Origin of the sequence: Geodermatophilus sp. DSM 45219 (genome assembly GCF_900104025.1) — a bacterium.
In the GTDB taxonomy this organism is placed as follows: Bacteria; Actinomycetota; Actinomycetes; order Mycobacteriales; family Geodermatophilaceae; genus Geodermatophilus.
The window spans coordinates 87,219-112,593 of record NZ_FNIQ01000008.1 but is presented as its reverse complement, the minus strand read 5'-3'; the positions used below and the strand labels follow the sequence as shown (position 1 = coordinate 112,593).

Below are 25,375 nucleotides of genomic sequence, written 5' to 3'. Positions count from 1 at the left end.
GTCGGTGGAGTGGGTCAGGCCAGGCGCCGGGCGCCCTGCGAGGGGACGACCGCGAAGGCCCGGGGCGGGGCGAAGCCCTCCTGGGCGAAGCGGTCGGCGACCGCCCGCGCGACGGTGTCGGTCCGGTCGGTGTCGACGAGGACGACGGCGCTGCCGCCGAACCCGCCGCCGACCATCCGGGCGCCGGTGGCACCGGCCGCCAGGGCGGTGTCGACGGCGGTGTCGAGCTCGACGGTGGAGATCTGGAAGTCGTCGCGCAGCGAGGCGTGCCCGGCCGTGAGCAGCGGCCCGATCGCCGCCGGGCCCGCGGTCCCGCGCAGGACCTCGACGACCTCGAGCACCCGGGCGTTCTCGGTGACGATGTGCCGCGCGCGCCGCACCAGCACCCCGCCCTCGGGGGTGCCGTCGTCCAGCGGGGCCAGCGCGGCGACGTCGGGGACGTCGCGCAGCGCGCGCACCCCGAGCCGCTCGGCGGCCTGCTCGCACTCGCGGCGGCGGTCGCCGTAGCCCCCGGTCGCGTGGTCGTGCGTCGTCCCGGTGTCGACGACGAGCAGCTCCAGCCCGGCTGCCCGCAGGTCCAGCGGGACCTGCTCGGTGCTGCGGTCGCGGGTGTCGAGGAACAGCGCGTGCCCGGCCGTGCAGAGCAGCGATGCGGACTGGTCGAGGATCCCGGTGGGGGCGCCGACGAAGTCGTTCTCCGCCCGCCGGGCGACGTCGACCAGGTCGGCCGTGGCGAGGTCGGGGGCGGTGAGGTCGCGCAGCGCCAGGGCCACCGAGCAGGACAGGGCGGCCGAGGACGACAGGCCCATGCCCGCCGGGACGTCGCCGTCGACGAGCACGCTCACCCCGCCGGGCACCCGGTCCCGCAGCGCGTCGACGACACCGGCCGGGTAGCCGGCCCAGCCGCCCGGGCGTCCCGGGGCGAGCTCGGCGACCGGCACCTCGACGCGGTCGCCGGGGTGCTGCGCGGACACCAGGACGACCAGCCCGTCGTCGCGGCGGGCGACCGCGGCGCGGGTGGTGTGGGGCAGGGCGACCGGCAGTACGAAGCCGTCGTTGTAGTCGGTGTGCTCGCCGATCACGTTCACCCGGCCCGGTGCGGCCCAGACGCCCTCGGGCTGCCCGCCGAACGCCTCCGCGAAGGCCTGGCGGGCCGCGTCCGCGGCGCTCACGAGGTCCTCCGTTCGACTCCGGGCTCGCTCCGCTCCTCGGTCGCTGGCGCTCCCTGCGATGCTCACTCGACCGTCGTCCTCACACCCATGTCGCGCAGCTGCTCGGCGACGTCCTCGGGTGTCGTGTCGCTGATGAACGCGCCCATGCCGGACTCCGAGCCGGCCAGGTACTTCAGCTTCCCGGGCGCCCGGCGCAGCGAGAACAGCTGCAGGTGCAGCCACCAGTCCTCGCGGCCGCGGGTGACCGGCGCCTGGTTCCAGGAGGCGATGTAGGGCATCGGGGTGTCGAAGCGGCGGGCGAAGCGGCCCAGCACGTCGAGGTAGACCGCGGCCAGCGCGTCGCGCTCCGCAGCAGTCAGGGCGGGCAGGTCGGACACCCTGCGGTGCGGGAAGACCTGCAGCTCGTAGGGCCAGCGCGCGGCGGCCGGCACGAACGCCGTCCAGTGCTCGTTCGCGGTGACGACGCGCGGCCCGGCGCGCTCGGCGGACAGCACGTCGGCGAACAGGTCCCCGCCGGTCTGCCGACGGTGCCGCTCGACCGAGGCGAGCACCCGCTCCACCCGCGGCGTCACGAACGGGTAGGCGTAGATCTGCCCGTGCGGGTGGGAGAGGGTCACCCCGATCTCCTCGCCGGAGTTCTCGAAGACGTAGACCTGCTCGACGCCCTCGATCGCCGACAGCTCCGCGGTGCGCTCGGCCCAGACGTCGACGACCAGGCGGGCCCGGTCGGCGCCGAGCGTGGCGAAGGACCGGTCGTGCTCGCTGGTGAAGACGACGACCTCGCAGCGGCCGAAGCCCGGGCGCAACTCGGTCAGCGGGGCGCCGGGTGCGGTCGCGGGGACGTCCCGCTCGACCGCCGTCGCCAGGGACGGGAAGCGGTTCTCGAAGACGACGACCTCGTAGTCGGTCTCGGGGACCTCGGTGGGCTCCTTGCCGGGCCGGGTCGGGCACAGCGGGCAGAGGTCGGCCGGCGGCAGGAAGGTCCGCGTCTGCCGGTGCGAGGCCAGCACCACCCACTCGCCGAGCAGCGGATCCCAGCGCAGCTGCGACCGGGTGCTCACCGCGGGGAGGTCGCGCGGGTCCTCGGCGGTCCGCGGTGGCGCGGCGTCCCCGGCGTCGAAGTAGAGGATCTCCCGGCCGTCGGCCAGCCGACGACTCGTCCGGATCACTGGTGCGCCCTGCCTTCCCGCCGCTCGTCACTGTGCGTGAACGGCGTCCCGACGCTAGACCCGCCTCAGCAGCCGGGCCACTCCGGCGGGCGGAGGGACGACGAGAGCCCCCGGTCGGGTGACCGGGGGCTCTCGCTCGCTGTAGCCCCGAAGGGATTCGAACCCTCGCTACCGCCGTGAGAGGGCGGCGTCCTGGGCCGCTAGACGACGGGGCCGTGCACCGCCCAGTCTGCCACGCGCCGCACCGCGCCCGGGCACCGGGGGCGGGGTCCCCGGACGACGAGAGCCCCCGGTCGGGTGACCGGGGGCTCTCGCTCGCTGTAGCCCCGAAGGGATTCGAACCCTCGCTACCGCCGTGAGAGGGCGGCGTCCTGGGCCGCTAGACGACGGGGCCGTGCAGGTGGTGCAAGTGGTGCTGAGGAACCAGGCTTCCTCGCTGGGGTACCAGGACTCGAACCTAGACTAACGGAACCAGAAACCGTCGGGCTGCCAATTACCCCATACCCCAAGGGCCGTGCTGCGCCTCGCGGCGCCGGGTAACACCATACCCGATGCCCGGCGGTGGTCCGGGCACCCCCCGGGGTGACGGTCCTCGCAGGTCCAGCGCCGCGGTCAGCAACTCCGGGCGCAGCCGCCGGCGGGAGCGGGCGACCAGCGCCACGTAGCCGCCCATGGCCAGCAGGTCGACGAGCACGACGACCACGCCGGTGCCGGCCGGGACGGCGTCGGTGGCCACGCCCTCCCCCAGCCCGCCGGCCAGCGTGAAGACCACCACGTTGTTGACCGCGTGCAGCACGATCGCCGCCTCGAGGCCGCCGGTCAGCCAGACGACGGCCGACGCCGCGAGCCCGAAGGCGAACCGGTCGAGGAAGGACCAGACGTCCGGCGGCAGGTGGGCCGCGGAGAACAGCGCAGCGGTCAGCACCCCGGCGACCACCGCCCCCGCCCGCGGCCGGCCGACCCACGCCGCGACCGCCTGGCTGAGGTAGCCGCGGAACAGGTACTCCTCGGCGGCCGACTGCAGCGGGGTGGTCAGCACGACCACGAGCAGCAGCCAGCCGTAGCCGGGCACCGGGCCGGTGACCTCCCAGCCCTCGACGAGCACGTACAGGCCCAGGCTGGCGGCGATGGCCAACCCCAAAGTGGGCAGGGCCATGAGCGTGTAGGGCGCCAGCAGGCGCCAGCGCAGCCGGGCCAGCACCGACGACGACCAGTCGATCGCCTTGCCGTGCGCGGCCGCCCACGCCAGCCACACGCACGGGATCGCGACCATCAGCGAGACGTTGGTGAGCAGCAGCAGGCCGGGGTCGGTGAGGTCGGTCGGGTCGATCGTGGTCGGGTCGGGGAACAGCCCGACGGCGAAGCCGGCCAGGAAGACCAGCACGGTCGCGACCAGGTAGACGACCGTGAACAGGAAGAGCCCGAGCAATGGCCGCCACCAGCGCCAGTCGCGGGTCCGCATGACCTGCAGGTACTCGACGGGCTCGTCGTGCGGCGGGGTGCCCGGCGGCGGCTCCCACCGCAGGCCCGGTGGTGGGTGGACCGGTCCGGGCGCCGGCCACCGGTCCGGCGGCGCCAGCTGCCAGGGCTCGACGCCGGGCGCCGGGACGGGCGGGAGGGTCCGAGGCGCCCCGGGCGGGACGGTGTGCGGGCCGGGCTGCAGCGGCACCGGCCCGAGCGGCCAGGGCACCGGGCCCGGTGCCGGGTGCATCCCGTGCAGCGCCCCCGGCACGTACCGCGGCGCACCGTAGGGCCCGGTCGGCGGCGGCCCGGTGTAGGGCTCCTCGTCCGCCGGGGGCCATCCGGGAGGAGCCGCCGCGCTCATCCGGTCACCCGGGGACGGTGGACCGGGCCGCGGTGAGGCGGGACAGGGTGCGCTCACGGCCGAGCAGCTCCATCGACTCGTACAGCGGCGGGGACACCGTGCGCCCGCTGACCGCGACCCGGACCGGCCCGAACGCCTGGCGCGGCTTGCGGCCGAGTCCCTCGACCAGGGCCTCCTTGAGCGCGGTCTCGATGCCGGCCGTCGTCCAGTCGGGCAGTGCCCGCAGGGCGGTGTCGGCGGCGGCGAGCACCTCGGCCGCGTCCGGGCCGGCCAGCTGCTTCGCCGCGGCCGCGGGGTCGAGCTCGACGTCGTCGGTGAACAGGAAGCCGAGCAGTCCCACGGCGTCGGAGAGCACGATCATCCGCTCCTGGGCCAGCGGCGCGATGGCGGCCAGGGTCTGCTGCTGCTCGGGCGTCGGCGGCTCGCCGACCAGCCCGGCGCGGGCGAGGAACGGCGTGACGCGCTCGATGAAGTCCTCCACCGGCAGCGCGCGCAGGTGGGTGGCGTTGATCGCCTCGGCCTTCCGGACGTCGAAGCGGGCCGGGTTGGCGCTGACCCGCGTGACGTCGAAGGCCTCGACCATCTCCGGCACCGAGAACACGTCCCGGTCCTCGGCGATCGACCAGCCCAGCAGCGCGAGGTAGTTGGCGAAGCCCTCGGGCAGGAAACCGCGCTCGCGGTAGACGTCGACGTTGGACTGCGGGTCGCGCTTGGACAGCTTCTTGCTGCCCTCGCCGGTCACGTACGGCAGGTGGCCGAAGCGCGGGGTACCGGTCGCGACGCCGATGTCGGTGAGCGCGGCGTAGAGCGCCAGCTGGCGCGGGGTGGAGGGCAGCAGGTCCTCCCCGCGCAGGACGTCGGTGATGCCCATCAGGGCGTCGTCCACCGGGTTGACGAACGGGTACAGCGGCGCCCCGTTGGCCCGGACGACGACGAAGTCGGGCACCGAGCCCGCGGCGAAGCGGATCTCGCCGCGGACCAGGTCGGTCCAGGCGAGGTCCTCGTCGGGCATCCGCAGCCGCAGCACGGGCTCGCGGCCCTCGGCGCGGAAGGCGGCCTTCTGCTCGTCGGTCAGGAACCGGTCGGCGTTGTCGTAGCCGAGCTTGGGGTCCTGCCCGGCGGCCAGCCGGCGGGCCTCGACCTCCTCGTTGGTCGAGAACGACTCGTAGGCGTGCCCGGCCGCGAGCAGCCGCTGGGCGACGTCCCGGTAGACGTCGTGCCGCTCGGACTGCCGGTAGGGGCCGTGCGGGCCGCCGACCTCGGGGCCCTCGTCCCAGTCCAGGCCCAGCCAGCGCAGGCTGTCCAGCAGGTGCCGGTAGGACTCCTCGGAGTCGCGGGCGGCGTCGGTGTCCTCGATGCGGACCACGAAGGCGCCGCCGGTGTGCCGGGCGTGCGCCCAGTTGAACAGCGCGGTGCGCAGCAGGCCGACGTGCACCATGCCCGTCGGCGACGGGCAGAAGCGGGTGCGCACACCGGTCGCGGAGGGCGGGTCGGTGGGAGACGTCATCGTGCGCCACCCGCGGTGGAGGCCGTGTCGGCGCCGGAGACGCCGTTGGTCAGCGTCCCGAGCCCCTCGATGCTGCACTCGACCTGCTGGCCGGGGCGGATCGGCCCGACGCCGGCGGGGGTGCCGGTGAGCACGACGTCCCCGGGCAGCAGGGTCATCACCTGGGAGACGTAGGAGACCAGCGTCGGGACGTCGAACAGCAGCTGGCTGGTGCGGCCGGACTGGCGCAGCTCGCCGTCCACGGTGCAGGTGACCGCCAGGTCGGCGGGGTCCTTGCCGAGGCCCGCCAGGTCGGTCTCGATCCACGGGCCCAGCGGGCAGAAGGAGTCGAAGCCCTTGGCGCGGGTCCACTGCCCGTCGCTCTTCTGCATGTCCCGCTCGGTGACGTCGTTGGCGATCGTGTAGCCGAACACGCTGCCCGGGACCTGCTCCGGGGTCAGGTTCCGCGCGCCGCGGGCGCCGATGACGACCGCCAGCTCCACCTCGTGGTGCACGTTCGTGCTGCCCGGTGGCACGCGGATGGCGTCGCCGGGGCCGATGACCGTCGTCGACGGCTTGAGGAACAGCAGCGGCTGCGCCGGGGCGTCCCCGGTGTTCATCTCCTTGACGTGGTCGGCGTAGTTCTTGCCGACGCAGACCACCTTGCTCGGGAGGATCGGCGACAGCAGCCGCACGTCGGCCTGGGCGAACCGCTGGCCGGTGAAGGAGATGGTCCCGAACGGGTGGCCCTCGATCTGGGCGACCTGGCCGTCGCCGTCGAGGACACCGAAGGACATGCCCGAGGGCGAGGCAAAACGGACGATGCGCACACCCCGAGGCTACTGACCTCCGGGCCTCGCGCCGCGGGCGCGCCGGTCGGGCCCTACGGTCACAGCATGGCGTGCCGGCTCAGCGAGATCGTCGTCGACAGCCGCGACCCCGAGGCGCTGGCCTCGTGGTGGGCCGAGGTCCTGGGCTACCGGGTGCTCGGCCGCGACGAGGACGGGGCGGTCGAGGTCGGCCCGGAGGCCGGCTCCGGCGGCGCCGCCCCCACCCTGGTGTTCGCACCGGTCGACCGGCCCTCGCCGGGGAAGCCGCGGCTGCACCTGGACGTCAACGCGACCGACCGGGACCAGGACGCCGAACTCGGGCGGCTGCTCGCCCTCGGCGCCACCCGGGCGGACGTCGGCCAGTCCGGTGACGAGAGCTGGCACGTGCTCGCCGACCCCGAGGGCAACCCGTTCTGCCTGCTGCGCACCCGGCTCGACCCGCTCTGACCCCGAGGAAACCCGAGAAGAGGAGACCCCCGTGATCCTGATCGTCATCAAGTTCCCCGTCCGCCCCGACCGGATCGACGAGTTCCGGGCCAAGGCCGACGAGTACGCCCGCAACGTGAACGCCGAGGAGGGCAGCCTCTTCTTCGAGTGGTCCCGCAGCGTGGAGGACCCGAACACCTTCGTCTGCATCGAGGGCTTCCGGGACTCCGACGCCGGCGCCTCGCACGTGGCCACCCCGCACGCCAAGGCCGCCTTCGACTGGATGTCCGACCTGGTCGCGGAGCAGCCGCAGATCATCTACATCGACGCCCCCGAGGTGAGCGGCTTCGGCCCGATGGGCGAGGTGCAGCCCAGGGGCTGACGGGCTCCGGCCCCTGGACACGCGTCAGGTGCCCCTCCCCGCCGCGGGAAGGGGCACCTGGCCGCGGTGTCGACCGGTGGGTCGACGGTGTCGTTGACCTCGGCGCGCCGGCGGCGCGAGAGTGACCACCGTGAACCGCGCCCTGGCGGTGCTGACCGTCCTGGCCCTGCTCACGGTCGCCGTCGAGGCGACCGACGACCCCGACCCGCTGCTCGCCGTCGCCCTCGCGGTGACGTACGCCGCGCACGCCCTGGTGGCGCTCCCGTGGCTGGCCGGTCAGCCCGTTCCCCGCCGGTACTGGCTGACCGCCGCCCACGTGTGCCTCCAGCTGCCGCTCGGCGCGCTCCTGTTCGGCGAGGCCCATGCCGGGGTCGGCGCGACGCTGCTGCTGCTCGTGCTGGTCAGCCAGTGCGTGCTGCTGCTCCCGTTGCCGGCGGCGGCGGTGGTCACCGCGATCGTCCCGCTGGTCCACCTGGGGATGGGCTGGGCCGACTTCGCCCGCAACGCGCTGGGGCTGCTCGGCGCGGCGGTGTTCACCGCCGTCGTCACCGCGCTCCTGCAGCAGGCGCAGCGGGCGCGCGCCGAGCTGGCGGAGGCCAACGAACGGCTGCGCGGGTACGCCGCGCAGGCCGAGGAGCTGGCGACCACGCGCGAGCGCAACCGGCTGGCGCGTGACATCCACGACGGCCTCGGCCACCACCTGACCGTCGTGCAGATGCAGGTCCAGGCTGCGCGGGCGGTGCTGTCGTCGGACCCCGCCCGTGCCGACGGCGTCCTGGCCAAGGCGCAGGCGCAGGCGAGCGAGGCGCTGGCCGAGGTCCGCCGGTCGGTGGCCACGCTGCGCGAGCCCCGGACGGCACCGCCGCTGCGCACCGCCCTGCAGGCCCTGGTCGCCGAGGCCTCCGCGGCCGGCGTCCCGGCCGGCCTCGAGGTCGTCGGGACCGAGCGGCGGCTGCCGGCGGAGGCCGAGGAGTCCCTCTTCCGGTCGGCGCAGGAGGGGCTGACCAACGTCCGCAAGCACGCGGGGGCGGCCTCGGCGCGGGTCACCCTGACCTACGGCGAGGACGGCACGGTGCGGCTCACGGTCCGGGACGACGGCCGCGGCCTGCCGACGCCGCGATGCGGGGAGGACGCGCACGCCTTCGGCCTGGTCGGGCTGCGGGAGCGCGCGGCGCGCGCCGGCGGGCACCTGAGCGTGGCGTCGGTCCCGGGCGGCGGCACGGAGCTGCGGGTCGAGGTGCCCGGGTGAGCGCCGTCCGCGTGCTCGTGGTGGACGACCAGGCGCTGTTCCGCGAGGCGCTGGTCACCCTGCTGGGCGCCCGGCCCGAGGTCCAGGTGGTGGGCGAGGCCGGCGACGGGCAGCAGGCGCTGGAGCGGGCGACCCGGCTGCAGCCCGACGTCGTGCTCATGGACCTGCACATGCCCGTGCTCGACGGCATCGCCGCGACCCGACGCCTGCGGGTGGAGCAGCCGGGGGTCCGGGTGCTGGCGCTGACGACGTTCGACGACGACGAGGACGTGTTCGCCGCGCTGCGGGCCGGTGCGCTGGGCTACCTGCTCAAGGACGTGTCCTCCGACCGGCTCGTCGAGGCGGTGCTGTCCGCCGCGCGCGGGGAGTCGGTGCTCCAGCCGTCGGTCGCGGCCAAGGTGGTGGCCCGCTTCGCGCAGCTGGACGACGCCCCGCGGTCCCGGCCACAGCCGCTGGTCGTGCCGCTGTCGGACCGGGAGCTCGACGTCCTGCGCCTGCTGGCCGACGGGCGCACCAACCGGGAGATCGCGACGGCGCTGTTCCTGGCCGAGGGCACGGTCAAGAACCACGTGACCAACGTGCTGGGCAAGCTCGGCGCCCGCGACCGCACCCAGGCGGCGCTGCGCGCCCGCGCCCTCGACCTGCTGTGAGCACCGGTCACGTCGGACCGTGACCGGTGATCGTGACCTCCGGCACCTGGCAGGGACGGCGCCGGACCCGACGCTCTGCGGCATGACGACGCAGACCCCTCCCCAGCACACCCGCAGCCGCGGGCGGCACACCTGGCACCTCGTCCGCCACTACCTCGAGATGGTCGTCGCGATGGTGGTCGGGATGGTGGTCCTGGGCCCGCTCGAGGCGCTGCTCTGGCCCGGCCTGGACGACCGGGTCGACGTTCACGCCATGGTCATGGCCACCAACATGGCGATCGCGATGGCCGCCTGGATGCGGTTCCGCGGCCACTCGTGGCCGGCGATCGCGGAGATGTCGGCGGCGATGTACGTCCCCTTCGCCGTCCTGCTGGTCCCCTACTGGGCCGGTGCGGTGTCCGGGTCGTCCCTGTTCACCGCCGGGCACGTGCTGATGCTCCCCGCCATGGCGCTGGCGATGTGGTGGCGCCTCGACGAGTACCGGCACTGACAGCGGAGCAGTGTGCACCTGTGGCGCGTTCCCGGCCGGGAACGCGCCACAGGTGCACACCACCCGCTCAGCGCAGGAACCGTCGGCACCAGCGGGGTCGCTCGGGTGCGGGCTCCGGGAGCGCGGCCGCCTGCTCGGACCCCCGGCGCTCGTAGGCGGTGAGCAGCTGACGCAGGAGCCGCTCGTACTGCGCCCGGTCGAACCGGAACTGCAGGAGTGGCCCGTACTCGTCCGGCGCCGGGACGAACGGCTCGACGTCGACCTGCCAGCCCACGTCCCGCCACTCGACCGTCCCCTCCCCGATCAGGACCCGGGCCCCGAGCGCACGGCAGCTCACGTCCTGGTCGGTCGGGCACACGAGCAGCGCCCCCCGCCCGTCCTCGAAGTCGGCCGGCCCCTCGCCGAGGAGGGCCCGGAGGCTTGCCACGGCGGCGGAGGGGTCCTCCGGCCAGAGCCGGCTCATCTCGATCGGCAGGTCGTCCACGCCCCACCGGTCGGCCACCAGACGCCGCAGCGGGACGCCGTCGACGGCCCAGTCCTCGAACGTGGTCGGGCGTTCGTGCAGCCGCCGGGCCGCGAGGTCGACGGTCAGGGTCGTCGCCGGAGCGACCCCCAGGACCTGCACCGTGCCGCCGTCCGGGTCAGCGGCTGCGGACGGCGTAGGTGAGGGCGTCGACCAGGGCGTGCCAGGAGGCCTCGACGATGTTGGCGTGGACGCCGACGGTGGTCCACTCCCCCACCCCGTCGGTGCTGTCGATGAGCACCCGGGTGGTGGCGCTGGTGCCGCCCTTCCAGCCGAGGATGCGGACCTTGTAGTCGGCCAGCGAGACGTCGGCCAGCTGCGGGTACCGGCTGACCAGGGCCTGGCGCAGCGCGACGTCCAGGGCGTTGACCGGGCCGTTGCCCTCGCCGGTGGAGATGATCCGCTCGCCGTCGACGTGCACCTTCACGGTGGCCTCGCTGACCACGTCGCCGTTGCCCCAGTGCTCGACGGAGGTGCGGTAGCTCTCCAGCTCGAACAGCGGCGCCGGGGCGTCGGGCAGCTCCGCGCGCAGCAGCAGCTCGAAGGAGGCGTCGGCGGCCTCGAACGACCAGCCGTCGGCCTCGAGCACCTTGACCCGGTCGACGACCCGGCCGATGACGTCGGCGTGCCCGTCGAGGTCGACGCCGAGCTCGCGGCCCTTGAGCTCGACCGACGCCCGCCCGGCCATCTCCGTGACCAGGATGCGCATGTCGTTGCCGACGACCGCCGGGTCGAGGTGGTTGTACAGCTCCGGGCTGACCTTGATCGCGCTGGCGTGCAGGCCGGCCTTGTGCGCGAACGCGGACGCCCCGACGAACGGCTGGTGGTCGTCCGGCGCGATGTTGGCCAGCTCCGCGATGGCGTGGCTCACCCGCTGGAGCTCGGGCAGGCACCCCTCGGGCACGACCGGCAGACCCATCTTGGTGACCAGGTTGCCGATCAGGGAGAAGGTGTCGGCGTTGCCGGCGCGCTCGCCGTAGCCGTTCGCCGTCCCCTGCACGTGGGTGACCCCGGCCTCGACGGCGGCGAGGGTGTTGGCGACGGCGCAGCCGGTGTCGTCCTGGCAGTGGATGCCGAGCCTGCCGTCCACCCGCGCGCGGACGTCGGCCACGACCCGGCCCACGCCCATCGGCAGCATCCCGCCGTTGGTGTCGCACAGGACGCCGACCTCGGCGCCCGCGGCGAACGCGGTCCGCAGCACCTCGACGCCGTAGGCGGGGTCGGCGGCGTGCCCGTCGAAGAAGTGCTCGCAGTCGACGAACACCCGCCGCCCGTGGGAGACAAGGAACGCGACCGTGTCGCGCACCATGGCCAGGTTCTCCTCGAGCGTCGTCCGCAGCGCCTCGCGCACGTGCCGGACGTCGGACTTCGCGACCAGGCAGACGACCGGGGTCTCCGCGTCCAGCAGCGCGCGCACCTGGGCGTCGTCCTCGACCCGGACGCCGGCCTTGCGGGTGGCCCCGAAGGCGACGAGCTGGGCGTGCCGCAGCTTGAGCTCGGTGCGGGCGCGGGCGAAGAACTCGGTGTCCTTGGGCAGCGCACCGGGCCAGCCGCCCTCGATGAAGCCGACGCCGATCTCGTCGAGCAGCCGCGCGACGGCGAGCTTGTCGGCGACCGAGTAGCTCACGCCCTCGCGCTGGGCGCCGTCGCGCAGCGTGGTGTCGAAGACGTGGAAGTCGGTGGCGGTCTGCATGGGGATCTCCGGAGGTCGGCGCACTCGCCCCGCGCACGAAAAAGACCCCCCGGGAACGGGAGGTCTGCGCGCAGTCGGGGAGCCGGCTGCGCGCTAGGCGATGAGGATCGAGCAGGGGCGGGACATCTCCCCTAGTACAGCACGCACCCCGCCGTCCCCGGCAGGTGCGGGGGACGGCGGGGTGCGGGGTGGTCCTCCCTCAGCCGCCGGCGAGCGCGGCGAGCCGGTCGCCGACCTGCTGGGTGCGCACCGGGCCGTGCGGGTCGCGGGTGGACAGGTCGAAGGCGACCGCGGCGTTGACCTTGCGGGCCTGGTCGGCGCGGCCGAGGTGGTCGAGCAGCAGGCCCACCGACAGCACCGTGGCCGTCGGGTCGGCCACGCCCTGCCCCGCGATGTCGGGCGCCGAGCCGTGCACCGGCTCGAACATGCTCGGGTTGGTGCCCGAGGCGTCGAGGTTGCCGCTGGCGGCCAGCCCGATGCCGCCGGTGACCGCCGCGGCCAGGTCGGTGACGATGTCGCCGAACAGGTTGTCGGTGACCAGGACGTCGAAGCGGCCCGGGTCGGTCACGAAGAACATCGAGGCCGCGTCGACGTGCTGGTAGGCGACGGTGACCTCGGGGAACTCCGCGGAGACCTCCTCGACGGTGCGCGACCACAGCGACCCGGCGTGGGTGAGCACGTTGGTCTTGTGGATCAGCGTGAGGTGCCGGCGCGGGCGGGCCAGCGCCCGCTCGAACGCGTAGCGGACGACCCGCTCCACGCCGAAGGCGGTGTTGAGGCTGACCTCGGTGGCGACCTCGTGCGGTGTGTCGCGGCGCAGGACCCCGCCGTTGCCGACGTAGGGGCCCTCGGTGCCCTCCCGCACGCAGAGCATGTCGATGGGCCCGGGCTCGGCCAGCGGGCTGCGGACGCCGTCGAACAGCCGCGCCGGGCGCAGGTTGACGTGGTGGTCGAGCTCGAAGCGCAGCCGCAGCAGCAGCCCGCGCTCGAGGATGCCCGGCGACACGCTCGGGTCGCCGATCGCGCCGAGCAGGATGGCGTCGTGGCCGCGCAGCTCGTCGAGCACCGTGTCCGGCAGCAGCTCGCCGGTGCGCTGCCAGCGCGCGGCACCGAGGTCGTAGGGGGTGCTCTCGACGTCGGGGGCGACCGCGCGGAGGACCTTGAGACCCTCGGCCACCACCTCCGAGCCGATGCCGTCTCCGGGGATCACTGCCAGGCGCATGGGGTGTGACCCTAGGTCAGCGCGGGGTGAGGTCCGCGGACCGGGCCTCGCGCGCGCCGATCCGGCCGGCGATGTCACCGAGCAGCTCGGCCGGGACCGGGCTGTCGACGGTGACCGCCATGAGCGCCTCGCCGCCGCGGGTGGTGCGGCTGACCTGCGCGCCGGCGATGTTGATGCCGGCCTCGCCGAGCGCCGCGCCGACGGTGCCGACGACGCCGGGCCGGTCGGTGTAGACGAAGAACAGCAGGTAGCCCGATGCGTCGAGGTCCATGTCGAAGCCGTTGACCTCGACCAGCTTGGGCACCTGGTTCTTGCCGAACAGGGTGCCGGAGACGGTCACCTCGGTGCCGTCGGCCATCGCGCCGCGGACGCTGATCAGGTTGCGGTAGTCCGGGCTCTCCACGTCGCTGGTGAGCGAGACCTCCAGGCCGCGCTGCTCGGCGAACAGCGGGGCGTTGACGTAGGTGACCTGCTCCTCGACCACGTCGGAGAACACGCCCTTGAGGACGGCGAGCTGCAGCACCGAGTCGTCGAACTCGGCGATCTTGCCGCGGACCTCGACGGTGACCGACTGGGCCAGCCCGCCGGCGACGGCGGTGAACACCCGGCCCAGCTTCTCGGCCAGCGGGAGACCCGGGCGGACGTCGGGCGCGACGACCCCGCCGGCCTGCACGTTGACGGCGTCGGGCACGAACTCGCCCTGCAGCGCCAGCCGCACCGAGTGCGCCACCGCGGTGCCGGCCTTGTCCTGCGCCTCGGTCGTCGAGGCGCCCAGGTGCGGGGTGACGACGGTGTTCGGCAGCCCGAACAGCGGGCTGTCGGTGCACGGCTCCTTGGCGTAGACGTCGATGCCGGCGGCGCCGACCTGGCCCGACGCCAGCGCGTCGGCCAGCGCGGCCTCGTCGACCAGCCCGCCGCGGGCGGCGTTGACGACGATCACGCCGCGCTTGGCGGTGGCGAGCTCCGCGGCGCCGATGAGGCCCAGGGTCTCCGGCGTCTTGGGGAGGTGGATCGTGATGAAGTCCGCCTCGCGGAGCAGCTCCTCCAGCGACACCATGCGGACGCCGAGCTGGGCCGCGCGGCCCGGCTGGATGTAGGGGTCGTAGGCGACCAGCGTGACGTCGAAGGCGGCCAGCCGCTGGGCCACCAGCTGACCGATCCGGCCCAGGCCGACCACGCCGACGACCTTGTCGGTGACCTCGACGCCGGTGAACCTCGAGCGCTTCCAGGTGCCCTCGCGCAGCGACGCGTCGGCCGCGGGGATGTGCCGGGCGGCGGCCAGCAGCAGCGCCACCGCGTGCTCGGCCGCGCTCACGATGTTCGACGTCGGCGCGTTGACGACCATGACGCCGCGCTCGGTCGCGGCGGACACGTCGACGTTGTCCAGGCCGATGCCGGCCCGGGCGACCACCTTGAGCCGCGGTGCCGCGGCCAGCGCCTCGGCGTCGATCGTCGTGGCGCTGCGGATCATCACCGCGGACGCCTCGCCGAGCGCCGGCAGCAGCGCGGCCCGGTCGGCGCCGTCCACGTGGCGGATCTCGACGTCGCGCCCCAGCACCTCCAGCACGCTGGGAGCGAGTTCCTCGGCGATCAGGACGACGGGCGCGGTCGTGGTCACGGGAGCACAGCCTAGGGCGCTCGCAGCCGCGGGCCCGACCAGCCCCGTCCCCGGCGCAGCGCGCACCCACCGGGGGGTGGGGTCGCTTGCCCGGGTACGGGCGGGACGACGATCCTGGCCCGCGAGACGGTCGGCGGACGCCGACGCCGACGGAGGAGACCATGAGCACCCACGACGACGAGCCGCGCCCGGGCGCGGACCCGCGGGCCGGGCAGCCCGCGCCCCAGTACGGGCAGCAGCCCGGGTACGGGGCCGGCGGGCAGTCGGGGTACCCCCAGTACGGGCAGCCGCAGTACGGCCAGCCGGGCGGCTACGGGCAGTACGCACCGCAGGGCCAGTACGGCCAGTACCCGCAGGGCCAGTACGGCCAGTACGGCCCCTACGGCCAGTCACCGGTGCCGGCCCGGCCCACGCCGGTGGTGGTGGCCTCGGTGCTCGGCTTCGTGTTCGGCGCGCTGGGCGCCCTGATGTCGCTGGCCTTCCTGCTCGGCGGCGCGCTCCTCGGGACCGTCCTCGAGGACGTGATCGCGAGCGACCCGACCCTGGCCGACGTGGACGCAGGCGAGCTCGGCGAGGTCACCGACGTCGCGCTGGCCTTCGCCATCGGCGCGGGGATCGCGGCGCTGGTCTGGACGGTGCTGGTGATCTGGGGGTCGGTGCGGGCCCTGACCGGCCGCAGCCGCGTGCTGCTGCTGGTGGGCGGCGGGATCGCCGTGGCGGTGACGGCGCTGTTCCTGTTCAGCATCCTGACCGGGCTCTCGACCGGCGAGGTCGGCGGCGGGGAGGTGCTGTTCGCCCTGGTGCCCTTCCTCGGCGCCGTGGCGATCGTCGTGCTGCTCTGCCTGCGGCCGGCCGCGCAGTTCTACGCCGCGCACCGCGCGCGGCGCGCCCGGTGACCGGCGAGGGGGCACCCGTGCCCACCACCGGTCGTCCCGACGGCGAGCCACGGCCGCCGCACGTCCTCATGGCGGGTGTCGCCGGCTTCGCGCAGGCCACGCTGCTGTTCCTGGTGGCGCTGGTGTCGTTCAGCTTCAGCGGTCAGGCCGGTCTGCTGGCGCTCTTCGGCGTCCTCTACCTCGCACTGACCGCCGCGAGCCTGTGGGGCGCGGTCTCGGTCCTGCGCGGCCGGGACCGCCGGCCGCTGATCGCCGCCTCGGCGGTGACCGCGGTCGTCGCGCTGACCGGGGTCGTCGTCGGCGTCCTGCAGGGCCAGGGCGTGAGCTTCCTGCCCGCGCTCCTGCTGCTGCTCGCCGTGGGCGCGATCGTGCTGCTGCTGCAGGCGCCGTCCCGGGAGTGGTTCACCGCCCACCGCGGCGCCTGAGCCCACGACGCGCAGGGCCCCGCAGCCGGTCGGCTGCGGGGCCCTGGCGACGTACTGGCCCGGGAGGGAGTCCTGCCTCAGCTCCGCGCGGCGGTGCCGGTGTAGTCGTCGGACGCCGACACCCAGCTCATCAGGCCGCGCAGCTGGCGCCCGGTCTCCTCGATCGGGTGCGCCTCGGCCTCGGACCGGCGGCGCTTGAAGTCCGGCGCGCCGGCGTCCTGGTCGGCGATGAAGGCCGCAGCCCACGAGCCGTCCTTGATCGCGGCGAGGACCTCGCCCATCGTCTCCTTGACGCGGGCGTCGATGACCTTCGGGCCCGAGGTGTAGTCGCCGTACTCGGCAGTGTCGGACACCGACCAGCGCTGCTTGGCGATGCCACCCTCGTACATCAGGTCGACGATGAGCTTCAGCTCGTGGAGGCACTCGAAGTAGGCGATCTCGGGCTGGTAGCCGGCCTCGGTGAGGGTCTCGAAACCTGCGGTGACCAGGGCCGACATGCCGCCGCAGAGAACGGCCTGCTCGCCGAACAGGTCGGTCTCGGTCTCCTCGGCGAACGTCGTCCTGATCACGCCGGCGCGGGTGCCGCCGATGGCCTTGGCGTAGGACAGCGCGAGCTGCAGCGCCGAGCCGCTGGCGTCCTGCTCCACGGCCACGAGGCAGGGCACGCCCTTGCCGTTCTCGAACTCGCGGCGCACCAGGTGGCCGGGACCCTTGGGGGCGACCATGGCGACGTCGACGCCGGCCGGGGGCTTGATGTAGCCGAACCGGATGTTGAAACCGTGGCCGAAGAACAGCGCGTCGCCGTCCTGCAGGTTGGGCTCGACCGACTCGGCGTACAGCGACCGCTGCACGTGGTCCGGCGCCAGGATCATGACCAGGTCGGCCTCGGCGGCCGCCTCGGCCGGCGTGACGACCCGCAGGCCCTCGGCCTCGGCCTTGGCCCGGCTCTTGCTGCCCTCCGGGAGGCCGACGCGGACGTCGACCCCCGAGTCGCGCAGCGACAGCGCGTGCGCGTGCCCCTGGCTGCCGTAGCCCAGGACGGCGACGGTGCGCCCCTGGACGATCGACAGGTCGGCGTCGTCGTCGTAGAAGATCTCGGCGGCCATGCGGTAGGTGCTCCTTCGGCGGGTCGTGCTTTATCGCGATAAAGCTCGGTGACGGGTGGGGCGTCTCAGGCGGTGCGCTCGACGGGGCGCAAGGTACCGGCGCCGGACATGGAGCGCGGACCCCGGCCCAGGGCGACCGTGCCCGACTGCGCCATCTCCTTGATCCCCAGCGGGGCGAGGACGGCGAGCAGGGCCTGGAGCTTGTCCGGGGTGCCGGTCGCCTCCAGGGTCACGGTGTCGGTGTTGACGTCGACGACGTGGGCGCGGAAGAGGTCGGCGGTCTGCAGCACCTGGGTGCGGTCGGCCATCGGCGCGCGGACCTTGACCAGCAGCAGCTCGCGCTGGACCGCCGCCGTGGAGTCCAGCTCGACGATCTTGATCACCTCGATCAGCTTGTTCAGCTGCTTGGTGATCTGCTCCAGCGGCTGGCTCTCCGCGTCGACGACGATCGTCATCCGGGACAGGTCCGGGTTCTCCGTCGGCCCGACGGCCAGCGACTCGATGTTGAAGCCGCGCCGGCTGAACAGCGCCGAGACGCGGGCCAGGACGCCGGACTTGTTCTCGACCAGGACCGACAACGTGTGGCGTGACATTGCTACCCAACGTTCCTTTCGATTCGCATCGCCACCAGCCGCGGCCCCCTCCCAGGGGCCCGACACCGAGCGGAGCGAGGTGGTGGGGAGGGAGGGGGTCCTTACACCTGTCCGTCGCCGAAGACCGGGCGCAGGTCGCGCGCGGCCAGGATGTCGTCGTTGCTGGCGCCCGCGGCGACCATCGGCCAGACCTGGGCGTCGGCGCCGACGACGAAGTCGATGACCACCGGGGCGTCGTTGATCGCCATCGCCTTCTCGATCACCGCGTCGACGTCGTCCTTGGACTCGCAGCGCAGGCCGACGCAGCCGAGCGCCTCGGCCAGCGCGACGAAGTCGGGGATGCGCACCGGCTTGGGCGTGCCGTCGGCGTTCTGCGCGTGCAGCTTGGTGTTGGAGTAGCGGCCCTCGTAGAACAGCGTCTGCCACTGGCGGACCATGCCGAGATTGCCGTTGTTGATGACGGCGACCTTCACCGGGATGCCCTCGATGGCGCAGGTGGCCAGCTCCTGGTTGGTCATCTGGAAGCAGCCGTCGCCGTCGATCGCCCACACCGTGGTGTCGGGGGCGCCGTACTTGGCGCCCATGGCCGCGGGGACGGCGTAGCCCATCGTCCCCAGCCCACCGCTGTTGAGCCAGGTGCCCGGCTTCTCGTACTTGATGAACTGCGCGGCCCACATCTGGTGCTGGCCGACGCCGGACGCGTAGATCGCGTCCGGCCCGGCGAGGGCGCCCAGCCGCTCGACGACGTACTGCGGCGACAGCGAGCCGTCCTCGGGCCAGTCGTAACCCAGCGGGTAGGTCTGCCGCCACCGGTCCAGCTGCGTCCACCAGGCCGACAGGTCCGGGGTGCGGCCGGCCTCGTGCTCACCGCGCAGCGCGGTGACCAGCTCGGCGATGGTCTCCCGCGCGTCGCCGACGATCGGCACGTCGGCCTTGCGGTTCTTGCCGATCTCGGCCGGGTCGATGTCGGCGTGCACGACCTTGGCGTGCGGGGCGAAGCTCGACAGCTGGCCGGTCACCCGGTCGTCGAAGCGGGCGCCCAGCGCCACCAGCAGGTCGGCCTTCTGCAGCGACGTCACCGCGGTGACGTTGCCGTGCATGCCGGGCATGCCCAGGTTCTGCGGGTGGCTGTCCGGGAAGGCGCCGCGGGCCATCAGCGTGGTGACCACGGGAGCACCGGTCAGCTCGACGAGCTCGGCCAGCTCGGCGGTCGCCTGCGCCTTGAGGACCCCGCCGCCGACGTAGAGCACCGGCCGGCGGGCGGCGGCGATGAGCGCGGCGGCCTCGCGGACCTGCTTGCCGTGCGGCCGGGTGGTCGGCTTGTAGCCGGGCAGGTCCAGCCGCGGCGGCCAGGAGAAGTCGGTGGTCGCCTGCAGGACGTCCTTGGGGATGTCGACCAGGACCGGGCCGGGGCGGCCGGTGGAGGCCAGGTGGAAGGCCTCGGCGATCCGCTGCGGGATCTCGCGGGCGTCGGTGACCAGGAAGTTGTGCTTGGTGATCGGCATCGTGATGCCGCGGATGTCGGCCTCCTGGAAGGCGTCCGTGCCGATCGCCGCGGTCGGGACCTGGCCGGTGATGGCCACGATCGGGACCGAGTCCATGTAGGCGTCCGCCAGCGGGGTGACCAGGTTGGTCGCGCCCGGTCCGGAGGTGGCCATGCAGACGCCGACCCGGCCGGTGGCCTGGGCGTAGCCCTGGGCGGCGTGCCCGGCGCCCTGCTCGTGGCGGACCAGGACGTGCCGGACCCTCGAATCGAACAGCGGGTCGTAGGCGGGCAGGATCGCGCCGCCCGGGATGCCGAAGACCACCTCGACGCCGACCGCCTCGAGCGACCGCACGAGGCTCTGCGCCCCGGTGATGCCGGTGTGCGGCTCGGCGGCGGCCTCCTCGACCGAGCGGGCGGTCGTCTCGACCCCGGTCAGCGCTTCGGCGGCCTCACGGGTGGCGGACCCACCCGGGGTGGTGCTGGTCATGGCGTCTCCTGGCCTTGCCTGTGTCTGGGCCTCGTGCCGGCCCCTGGTCGGGGCCGTCGGTCGGTGCGGCGCGGGTGCCTGCGGGGGTGCGGGCCGGCGGCGTCCGGGAGAGAGTTCGGGGCCCGCAAACGAAAGACCCCTCGTGCCTGCGGGCACAGAGGGGTCAGCGCGTCGGTCGGAACGATCGACGCGCTAGGCGATTACGAGGAGCAGGCGCACGACGCCACTGTGCGCCCCGACCAGGCCGGTCGTCAACCAGGCCGTCCCATTACATGGGACGACGTGTCGTCAGACGTGGGAAACCCGGCGGTCGCCGTCCAGCACGTCCTCGTACGGCGCCGCGAGCACCGCGGGCAGCTCCTCGACGGGCACCGGGCGGCCCAGCAGGAAGCCCTGCAGGAAGCGGCAGCCCAGCCGGCGCAGCTCGGCCAGCTGTCCCGGCGTCTCCACGCCCTCGGCCACGACGTCCATGCCGAGCGTGCGGCCCAGCTCCACGACGCTGGCGACGACGGCGGCGCTGCGCGGGTCGGACTCGATGTGCGCGACGAACTCGCAGTCCAGCTTCAGGACGTCGACGGGCAGCCGCGACAGCCGGGCCAGCGTCGAGTGGCCCGTGCCGAAGTCGTCGATGGACACCAGGCAGCCGGCCCGGCGCAGGGCGGCGAGCTCCCGCTCGACCCGGTCCTCGGCGTCGACGAGCACCGATTCGGTGATCTCCACCATCAGCCGGTGCGCCGGGACGCCGGTGGCGGCCAGCACCCGGGCGACGTCGGCGGCCAGGCAGCCGGCCTGCAGGTGCCGGACGGAGACGTTGACGCCCAGCTGCAGGTCGTGCCCGGCGGCCAGCAGCGGCGCCAGCGCGGCGCACGCCTCGCCGAGCACCCAGCGCTGCAACGGCACGATCAGGCCCTCGTCCTCGGCCAGGCCGACGAACTCCTCCGGCGGGACGTCGCCGAGCACGGGGTGCCGCCAGCGGACCAGGGCCTCCAGACCCAGCACCCGGCGCTCCTGCACCCCCACGACGGGCTGCAGGACCAGGGACAGCCCGCCGCCGGCGACGGCGTCCGGCAGCTCGCGGGCCAGCCGCGCCCGCCGGTCGACCACGCGGTCCAGGGCCTCCCCGGTGGTGCGCACGCAGTTCTTGCCGGCGGCCTTGGCCGCCCGCAGGGCGAGGTCGGCGCGGCGCACCGCCTCGGCCGGGTCCCCGCCGGGGTGCAGCTCGGCCACGCCGACGCTGCCGGACACCGGCAGCACCAACCCGCCGTGGACGCTGCCGTCGGGCGCGGGCGGGCGGTGCTCGCGGTCGAGCAGCACGACCAGCCGCTCGGCGAGCGCGGTCGCCTCCTCGCGGCCGGCCCGCACCAGCACCGCGAACTCGTCACCGCCGAGCCGGGCGACGACGTCGCCCTCCCGAGCAGCGCCGCGCAGCGTCTCGGCCACCTCGCACAGCAGCCGGTCGCCGGCGTCGTGCCCGGCGACGTCGTTGACCGCCTTGAAGCCGTCGAGGTCGACCAGCAGCAGGCAGCCGGAGGCCGACCCGCCGGCGACACCGGCCAGCGCGGCCATGAAGCGGGCGCGGTTGGGCAGCCCGGTGAGGAAGTCGGTGTAGGCCATCCGCTCCAGCTCGCGCCGGCTGGAGCTGCGGTCGGTGACGTCGCGCAGGTGCAGCACCAGGCCGCTGCGCGCGGCCGGGCCGGAGACCCCCGCGGGTGCGGCACCGGCCCGCGCGGCGCCGGTGACGTCGACGTCTCGCCAGCTGCCGTCACGGGTCCGCAGCCGCACCGTCGCCGGCAGCACGCCCAGGGTCGAGCCGGCGCGGACGGCCTCGGCGACCCGCTGGACCAGGTCGCGGTCCCCGTCGTCGAGCAGGCCGGCGAGGCCCCGGCCGGCGAGCTCGGCGTCGGTCCAGCCCAGCTGCGCCTCCACGGGCCCCGACGCCCAGCCGATCCGGCCCACGCCGTCGACCACCACGGTGACCGCGTCGCCGCTGTCGACCAGGGCGCGGAAGTACCCCTCGGTGCGGGCGAGGCGCCGGGTGAGGCGGTGGCCGTCGACCGCCCACAGGAGGGTGCGCAGCGAGGTGAGCAGGACCAGCACCGCTCCCCCGGCGGCCTCCGCGTGGTCGATCGGCCGCCCGGTCAGCACGCCGGCGACCAGCACGAACAGGACGCCGGAGGCGACGCCCGAGACCAGCACCAGGCCGCGCAGCGGGACGGTGGGCCGGTCGTGGTCGGGCGTGGCCGGTTGGCCGGGGTCGCAGCGCACGGCCAGCACCGACGCGCCGAGCATGGCCAGCCAGGCCTGCTCGGTGACGACGATGGCGGTGGTGCTGTCCAGCGTCCGGCCGAGCGCGCCGCCGAACGCCACCACGACCATCAGCACCGAGGCGGCCAGCAGCCACCCTGCGGTGACCCGGCGGACGCCGCTGACCGCGGTGACGGTGATCAGCCCCACCCCCACCAGCACCGCGCCGACGGCCGGGTACCCGACCGCGATGAGCCCGTCGGCCGCGCCCTGCACGCCCGCCAGGAGGTCACGCAGCAGCAGGTGGCCCAGGACGGCGACGGCCAGCGTGGCGACGACGCCGTCCAGCACGGTCCGCGAGCCCGGCCACCGCCGCGACCGCGCGGGCCGCAGCCGGACCGAGGCCAGGACCGCGACCGGGACCGCCAGCAGCGTCGGCACGTCCTCCGCGCCGCCGAACTGCAGGTCGGCGCCGGAGCGCACGGTGGCCAGGACCTGGCCGACGGCCAGCAGCGCCATGGCCAGCGCGAGCGCCCACCACGGGCGCCCGGACCGGCCGGGCAGCCCGGCGGCCGCCCCGCGGGCGACGACCGCGGTCGCCCCGGACCCGAGGGCCAGGCACGCGGGGACGAGGGTGTCGGCGAGCGGGTGGGCGGTCAGCTCCAGGGTGGCCGTGACGGCCGCGAGCAGGCCCAGCAGCGCCAGCACCGGCACGGCACCGGGCGCCCGGGTCGGGGCCGCGGGCATCAGCGGAATCCGACCAGACCGGGCCACAGCAGGCCGGCACCGTCGTCGAGCACGCCGGCCAGGTCCGCGGGGCGCATCGGCCGGGCCAGCAGGAAGCCCTGCGCGAACCCGCAGCCGGCCGCGCGCAGCGCGCCGAGCTGGGCAGGGGTCTCCACGCCCTCGGCCACCACGTCCAGCCCGAGGGCGGCGGCGATCGCGACGACCGACTCGCACAGCGCCCGCGCCTTGGGGTCGCGGTCGACCCGCAGCACGAACGCGTGGTCCAGCTTGAGCACGTCGATGGGCAGCCGGGTCAGGTGCGCCAGCGAGGAACGGCCGGTGCCGAAGTCGTCCAGCGCGACGTGCACCCCCATGAGCCGCAGCGCCTCGACGTCCACGGCCACGTGCTCGCCCTCGGACATCAGGGTCGCCTCGGTGATCTCCAGGATCAGCCGCTCGGGCGGCAGCCCGGTCGACTGGAGCACCGCGGCGACGTCGCGCACGAGGGTCCGGGCGGCGACGTGCGAGGCGGAGATGTTGACGCCCAGCCGCAGCGGCTCGCCGGTGTGCGGCAGGGTCAGCGCGGCGGTGGCGGCGGTCTCCAGCGCCCAGCGCTGCAGCTCCCCGATCACCCCGGCGCGCTCGGCGATCGGCACGAACTCCGCGGGGGGCACCTCGCCGAGCTCGGGGTGCTGCCAGCGCAGCAGCGCCTCGACGCCGGTCGCCCGCTGCTCGCCGAGCGAGACCACGGGCTGGAAGAGCACCGACAGCTCACCCCGGTCCCAGGCGCCCGGGAGGTCCTCGCGCAGCCGGGCCCGCCGCTCGGCGGCGCTGCCGAGGGCCGGCCGGTAGCGCAGCGCGCTGCCGGTCCCGGAGCTCGCCGCGGCCCGCACGGCGAGCTCGGCGCGGACCATCAGGTCGCCCACCGAGTCCGCGGCACCCACCTCCACGACGCCGATCCCGGCGTTGAGGTCGAAGACCCCCGCGGGGGTGTCCAGCGGCTGCTCGATCACCGACAGGCAGCGGTCGGCCAGCAGGTCGACCGCGTGCGGCGCGCCCTCTGCCAGGACGGCGAAGGCGCCACCGCCGACCCGGCTGACCAGGTCGCCGCTGCGCACCGTGGCCCGCAGCCGCCGGCCGATCTCGACCAGCACCGCGGTGACGACGTCGCGGCCGGCGTCCTCGCGCACCTCGTCGAGGCCGTCGAGCTCGATGAGCAGCAGGCTGCGGCACGGCCCGCCCGCGACCAGGACGTCGGCCAGCCTGCGCTCGCAGCCGGCCCGGTTGGGCAGCCCGGTGACGGGGTCGGTGAAGGCCAGCTGCTCGAGGGTCCGCTCCCGCTCGACCCGCTCGGTGGTGTCGCGGCAGTGCAGCACGACCGCACCCACGACGGCGTCCGTGCGCAGGTCGGAGACGCCGGCCTCCAGGTGCCGCCAGCTGCCGTCCGCGTGCCGCAGCCGCAGCGCCAGCACCCCGGACGGGGCGGCGTCCCCGCCGTCGGGCCGCAGGGCCGCGACCACCGACGCCACGTCGTCCGGGTGCACCAGGTCGAGCAGGTCGGCGCCCACCGGGGCCGCGTCGGGGTCCCCGAGCGTGGTCCCGAGCGTCGGCGAGGACCAGGTGACCCGCAGGCCGCGGTCGAGGATGAGGACGGCGTCGCCGCTCGCGGCGACCAGTGACCGGAAGTAGGCCTCGCTGCGCCGCAGCCGGGCGCCCACCCGCTGCTCCTCGCGGGCGGTCATCCACCGGTGCAGCACGGCCAGGCCGGCGCACACCGAGCCGCCGATCGCGATCACGGGGCTGATGCGGTGGCCGGCGAGGGACACCGCGGCCGCGCCGAGACAGGCGACGGTCATCGCCAGGTGCGGCAGCAGCTGGCGCAACTCCGTGGAGCGGCCGCTGCACGGCGGCGGGCCGGCGTCGGGGCACGGGCCCGGGTCGAGCAGGACGGCCGCGCCGAGCAGCACCATCCCGCCGGCGACCAGGAAGCGGCCGAGGTCGCCGATGGCCTCCTCGCCGGTCAGCGTCGCGGAGGTGACCAGCGCGCGACCGGAGGCCAGCACGGCGGTCGCGGCCAGCAGCACCAGCGCCATGGGCTGGCGGCGGCTCTCGATGGCGCCGAGCAGCAGCAGCGCGGCGGCCATGGCGGCCGAGGTGGCGACGACGGCGGCGGCGAGGACGGCCCGGCCGCTGGGGGTCAGGTCCAGCCAGTCGAGCTCGGGACCGAGCACCAGCACCTGCACGACGAGCACGCAGGCGATGAGGAAGAGCGCCAGCTCGACGGCCGGACGGGCGCCGCGCCGCAGCCGGGAGGGTGCGACGAGGGTGAGGATGCCGGCGACGACGAGCACGTACGCGGGGACGGTGGGCAGCCAGCGCAGGGCGACCTGCTCCACCGGGTCGGCCGGGGCGACGACGGTGACCGCGAGCAGGCCGATCACCGGCAGCAGCGGTGCCGCGGCGATCAGCCGCCAGCCGCGCCAGCCCGGCTGCTTGGACCGCCCGGCGGCCCACGTCACCGCGGCGGTGGCGACGCCGAGCGCGGCGAGCGCGAGGTCGCCGACGGCCTCCGCGCCGGACACGCCCGCGGCGACCGCGCAGGCGGCGCCCACCGGCACCGCGCTGCCGAGCAGCCACCACCTCAGCCTGTCCACACGGGGGTGTTCGGCAGGCCGGT

21 protein-coding genes and 3 tRNA genes are annotated in these 25,375 nt (G+C 74.8%); 7 read left to right on the top strand and 17 right to left on the bottom strand.

Annotated elements, in window-relative coordinates:
- Positions 1-14 precede the first annotated feature (14 nt).
- From galK to BLR12_RS21940, 8 genes are all read right to left on the bottom strand, one after another.
- Positions 15-1,172 carry a galactokinase gene (gene galK, locus BLR12_RS21975; protein WP_091382492.1) on the bottom strand — a complete coding sequence of 386 codons (1,158 nt, stop codon included), beginning with the start codon at positions 1,170-1,172 and terminating at the stop codon, positions 15-17.
- 62 nt (positions 1,173-1,234) lie between these two features.
- On the bottom strand, positions 1,235-2,341 hold the full coding sequence (gene galT, locus BLR12_RS21970) for a galactose-1-phosphate uridylyltransferase (RefSeq protein ID WP_091382490.1): 1,107 nt from the start codon (positions 2,339-2,341) through the stop codon (positions 1,235-1,237).
- Between the two features lie 142 nt (positions 2,342-2,483).
- A tRNA-Glu gene (locus BLR12_RS21965) sits at positions 2,484-2,556 on the bottom strand.
- Between the two features lie 106 nt (positions 2,557-2,662).
- Positions 2,663-2,735, bottom strand: a tRNA-Glu gene (locus BLR12_RS21960).
- Positions 2,736-2,777: 42 nt separating this feature from the next.
- Positions 2,778-2,849 (bottom strand) — tRNA-Gln (locus BLR12_RS21955).
- Positions 2,835-4,166, bottom strand: a complete 1,332-nt coding sequence (locus BLR12_RS21950; RefSeq protein WP_091382488.1) for a CPBP family intramembrane glutamic endopeptidase — start codon at positions 4,164-4,166, stop codon at positions 2,835-2,837. The genes BLR12_RS21955 and BLR12_RS21950 overlap by 15 nt, the downstream gene beginning before the upstream one ends.
- 4 nt (positions 4,167-4,170) lie before the next feature.
- A complete protein-coding gene (gltX, locus tag BLR12_RS21945; RefSeq protein ID WP_091382487.1) occupies positions 4,171-5,673 on the bottom strand; it encodes a glutamate--tRNA ligase in 1,503 nt (500 codons plus the stop codon).
- Positions 5,670-6,482 carry a fumarylacetoacetate hydrolase family protein gene (locus tag BLR12_RS21940; RefSeq protein ID WP_091382484.1) on the bottom strand — a complete coding sequence of 271 codons (813 nt, stop codon included), beginning with the start codon at positions 6,480-6,482 and terminating at the stop codon, positions 5,670-5,672. The genes gltX and BLR12_RS21940 overlap by 4 nt, the downstream gene beginning before the upstream one ends.
- Before the next feature lie 66 nt (positions 6,483-6,548).
- On the opposite strand from BLR12_RS21940, the gene BLR12_RS21935 reads away from it, so the two are divergent.
- The 5 genes from BLR12_RS21935 to BLR12_RS21915 all read left to right on the top strand — a co-directional run bounded on the left by BLR12_RS21935 (position 6,549) and on the right by BLR12_RS21915 (position 9,679).
- Positions 6,549-6,929, top strand: a complete 381-nt coding sequence (locus BLR12_RS21935) for a VOC family protein (protein WP_091382482.1) — start codon at positions 6,549-6,551, stop codon at positions 6,927-6,929.
- Positions 6,930-6,960: 31 nt separating this feature from the next.
- The gene (locus BLR12_RS21930) at positions 6,961-7,290 is read left to right on the top strand and encodes a putative quinol monooxygenase (protein WP_091382480.1); all 330 of its coding nucleotides are present in this window, start codon (positions 6,961-6,963) and stop codon (positions 7,288-7,290) included.
- A 130-nt stretch (positions 7,291-7,420) separates the two neighbouring features.
- On the top strand, positions 7,421-8,539 hold the full coding sequence (locus BLR12_RS21925) for a sensor histidine kinase (protein WP_091382675.1): 1,119 nt from the start codon (positions 7,421-7,423) through the stop codon (positions 8,537-8,539).
- Positions 8,536-9,189, top strand: a complete 654-nt coding sequence (locus BLR12_RS21920; protein WP_091382478.1) for a response regulator — start codon at positions 8,536-8,538, stop codon at positions 9,187-9,189. Before BLR12_RS21925 ends, BLR12_RS21920 begins: the two co-directional genes overlap by 4 nt.
- 82 nt (positions 9,190-9,271) lie before the next feature.
- Positions 9,272-9,679: a hypothetical protein gene (locus BLR12_RS21915; protein ID WP_091382673.1), complete on the top strand. Its 408-nt coding sequence runs from the start codon at positions 9,272-9,274 to the stop codon at positions 9,677-9,679.
- Between the two features lie 67 nt (positions 9,680-9,746).
- On the opposite strand, the gene BLR12_RS21910 is transcribed toward BLR12_RS21915, so the two are convergent.
- The 4 genes from BLR12_RS21910 to serA all read right to left on the bottom strand — a co-directional run bounded on the left by BLR12_RS21910 (position 9,747) and on the right by serA (position 14,735).
- Positions 9,747-10,304 carry a hypothetical protein gene (locus tag BLR12_RS21910; protein WP_176832636.1) on the bottom strand — a complete coding sequence of 186 codons (558 nt, stop codon included), beginning with the start codon at positions 10,302-10,304 and terminating at the stop codon, positions 9,747-9,749.
- Between the two features lie 16 nt (positions 10,305-10,320).
- Complete coding sequence (gene cimA / locus BLR12_RS21905) at positions 10,321-11,895, bottom strand: citramalate synthase (protein ID WP_091382476.1); 1,575 nt, start codon at positions 11,893-11,895, stop codon at positions 10,321-10,323.
- Between the two features lie 199 nt (positions 11,896-12,094).
- Entirely contained in the window at positions 12,095-13,117 is a 1,023-nt protein-coding gene (locus tag BLR12_RS21900; RefSeq protein WP_091382474.1) for a 3-isopropylmalate dehydrogenase, read from the bottom strand.
- A gap of 16 nt (positions 13,118-13,133) precedes the next feature.
- Complete coding sequence (gene serA, locus BLR12_RS21895) at positions 13,134-14,735, bottom strand: phosphoglycerate dehydrogenase (protein WP_091382472.1); 1,602 nt, start codon at positions 14,733-14,735, stop codon at positions 13,134-13,136.
- 161 nt (positions 14,736-14,896) lie between these two features.
- On the opposite strand from serA, the gene BLR12_RS24740 reads away from it, so the two are divergent.
- Both BLR12_RS24740 and BLR12_RS21885 read left to right on the top strand, forming a co-directional pair.
- The gene (locus BLR12_RS24740) at positions 14,897-15,631 is read left to right on the top strand and encodes a resistance to Congo red protein (protein WP_176832635.1); all 735 of its coding nucleotides are present in this window, start codon (positions 14,897-14,899) and stop codon (positions 15,629-15,631) included.
- Between the two features lie 17 nt (positions 15,632-15,648).
- A complete protein-coding gene (locus tag BLR12_RS21885; RefSeq protein ID WP_091382471.1) occupies positions 15,649-16,056 on the top strand; it encodes a hypothetical protein in 408 nt (135 codons plus the stop codon).
- Positions 16,057-16,133: 77 nt separating this feature from the next.
- On the opposite strand, the gene ilvC is transcribed toward BLR12_RS21885, so the two are convergent.
- From ilvC to BLR12_RS21860, 5 genes are all read right to left on the bottom strand, one after another.
- Positions 16,134-17,162, bottom strand: a complete 1,029-nt coding sequence (ilvC, locus tag BLR12_RS21880; RefSeq protein ID WP_091382469.1) for a ketol-acid reductoisomerase — start codon at positions 17,160-17,162, stop codon at positions 16,134-16,136.
- A gap of 65 nt (positions 17,163-17,227) precedes the next feature.
- Positions 17,228-17,755: an acetolactate synthase small subunit gene (gene ilvN, locus BLR12_RS21875; protein ID WP_091382467.1), complete on the bottom strand. Its 528-nt coding sequence runs from the start codon at positions 17,753-17,755 to the stop codon at positions 17,228-17,230.
- 101 nt (positions 17,756-17,856) lie between these two features.
- The gene (locus BLR12_RS21870; protein ID WP_091382465.1) at positions 17,857-19,728 is read right to left on the bottom strand and encodes an acetolactate synthase large subunit; all 1,872 of its coding nucleotides are present in this window, start codon (positions 19,726-19,728) and stop codon (positions 17,857-17,859) included.
- A gap of 288 nt (positions 19,729-20,016) precedes the next feature.
- Complete coding sequence (locus tag BLR12_RS21865) at positions 20,017-22,719, bottom strand: putative bifunctional diguanylate cyclase/phosphodiesterase (protein WP_091382462.1); 2,703 nt, start codon at positions 22,717-22,719, stop codon at positions 20,017-20,019.
- Positions 22,719-25,352 carry a putative bifunctional diguanylate cyclase/phosphodiesterase gene (locus tag BLR12_RS21860; protein WP_091382461.1) on the bottom strand — a complete coding sequence of 878 codons (2,634 nt, stop codon included), beginning with the start codon at positions 25,350-25,352 and terminating at the stop codon, positions 22,719-22,721. The genes BLR12_RS21865 and BLR12_RS21860 overlap by 1 nt, the downstream gene beginning before the upstream one ends.
- Positions 25,353-25,375 lie beyond the last annotated feature (23 nt).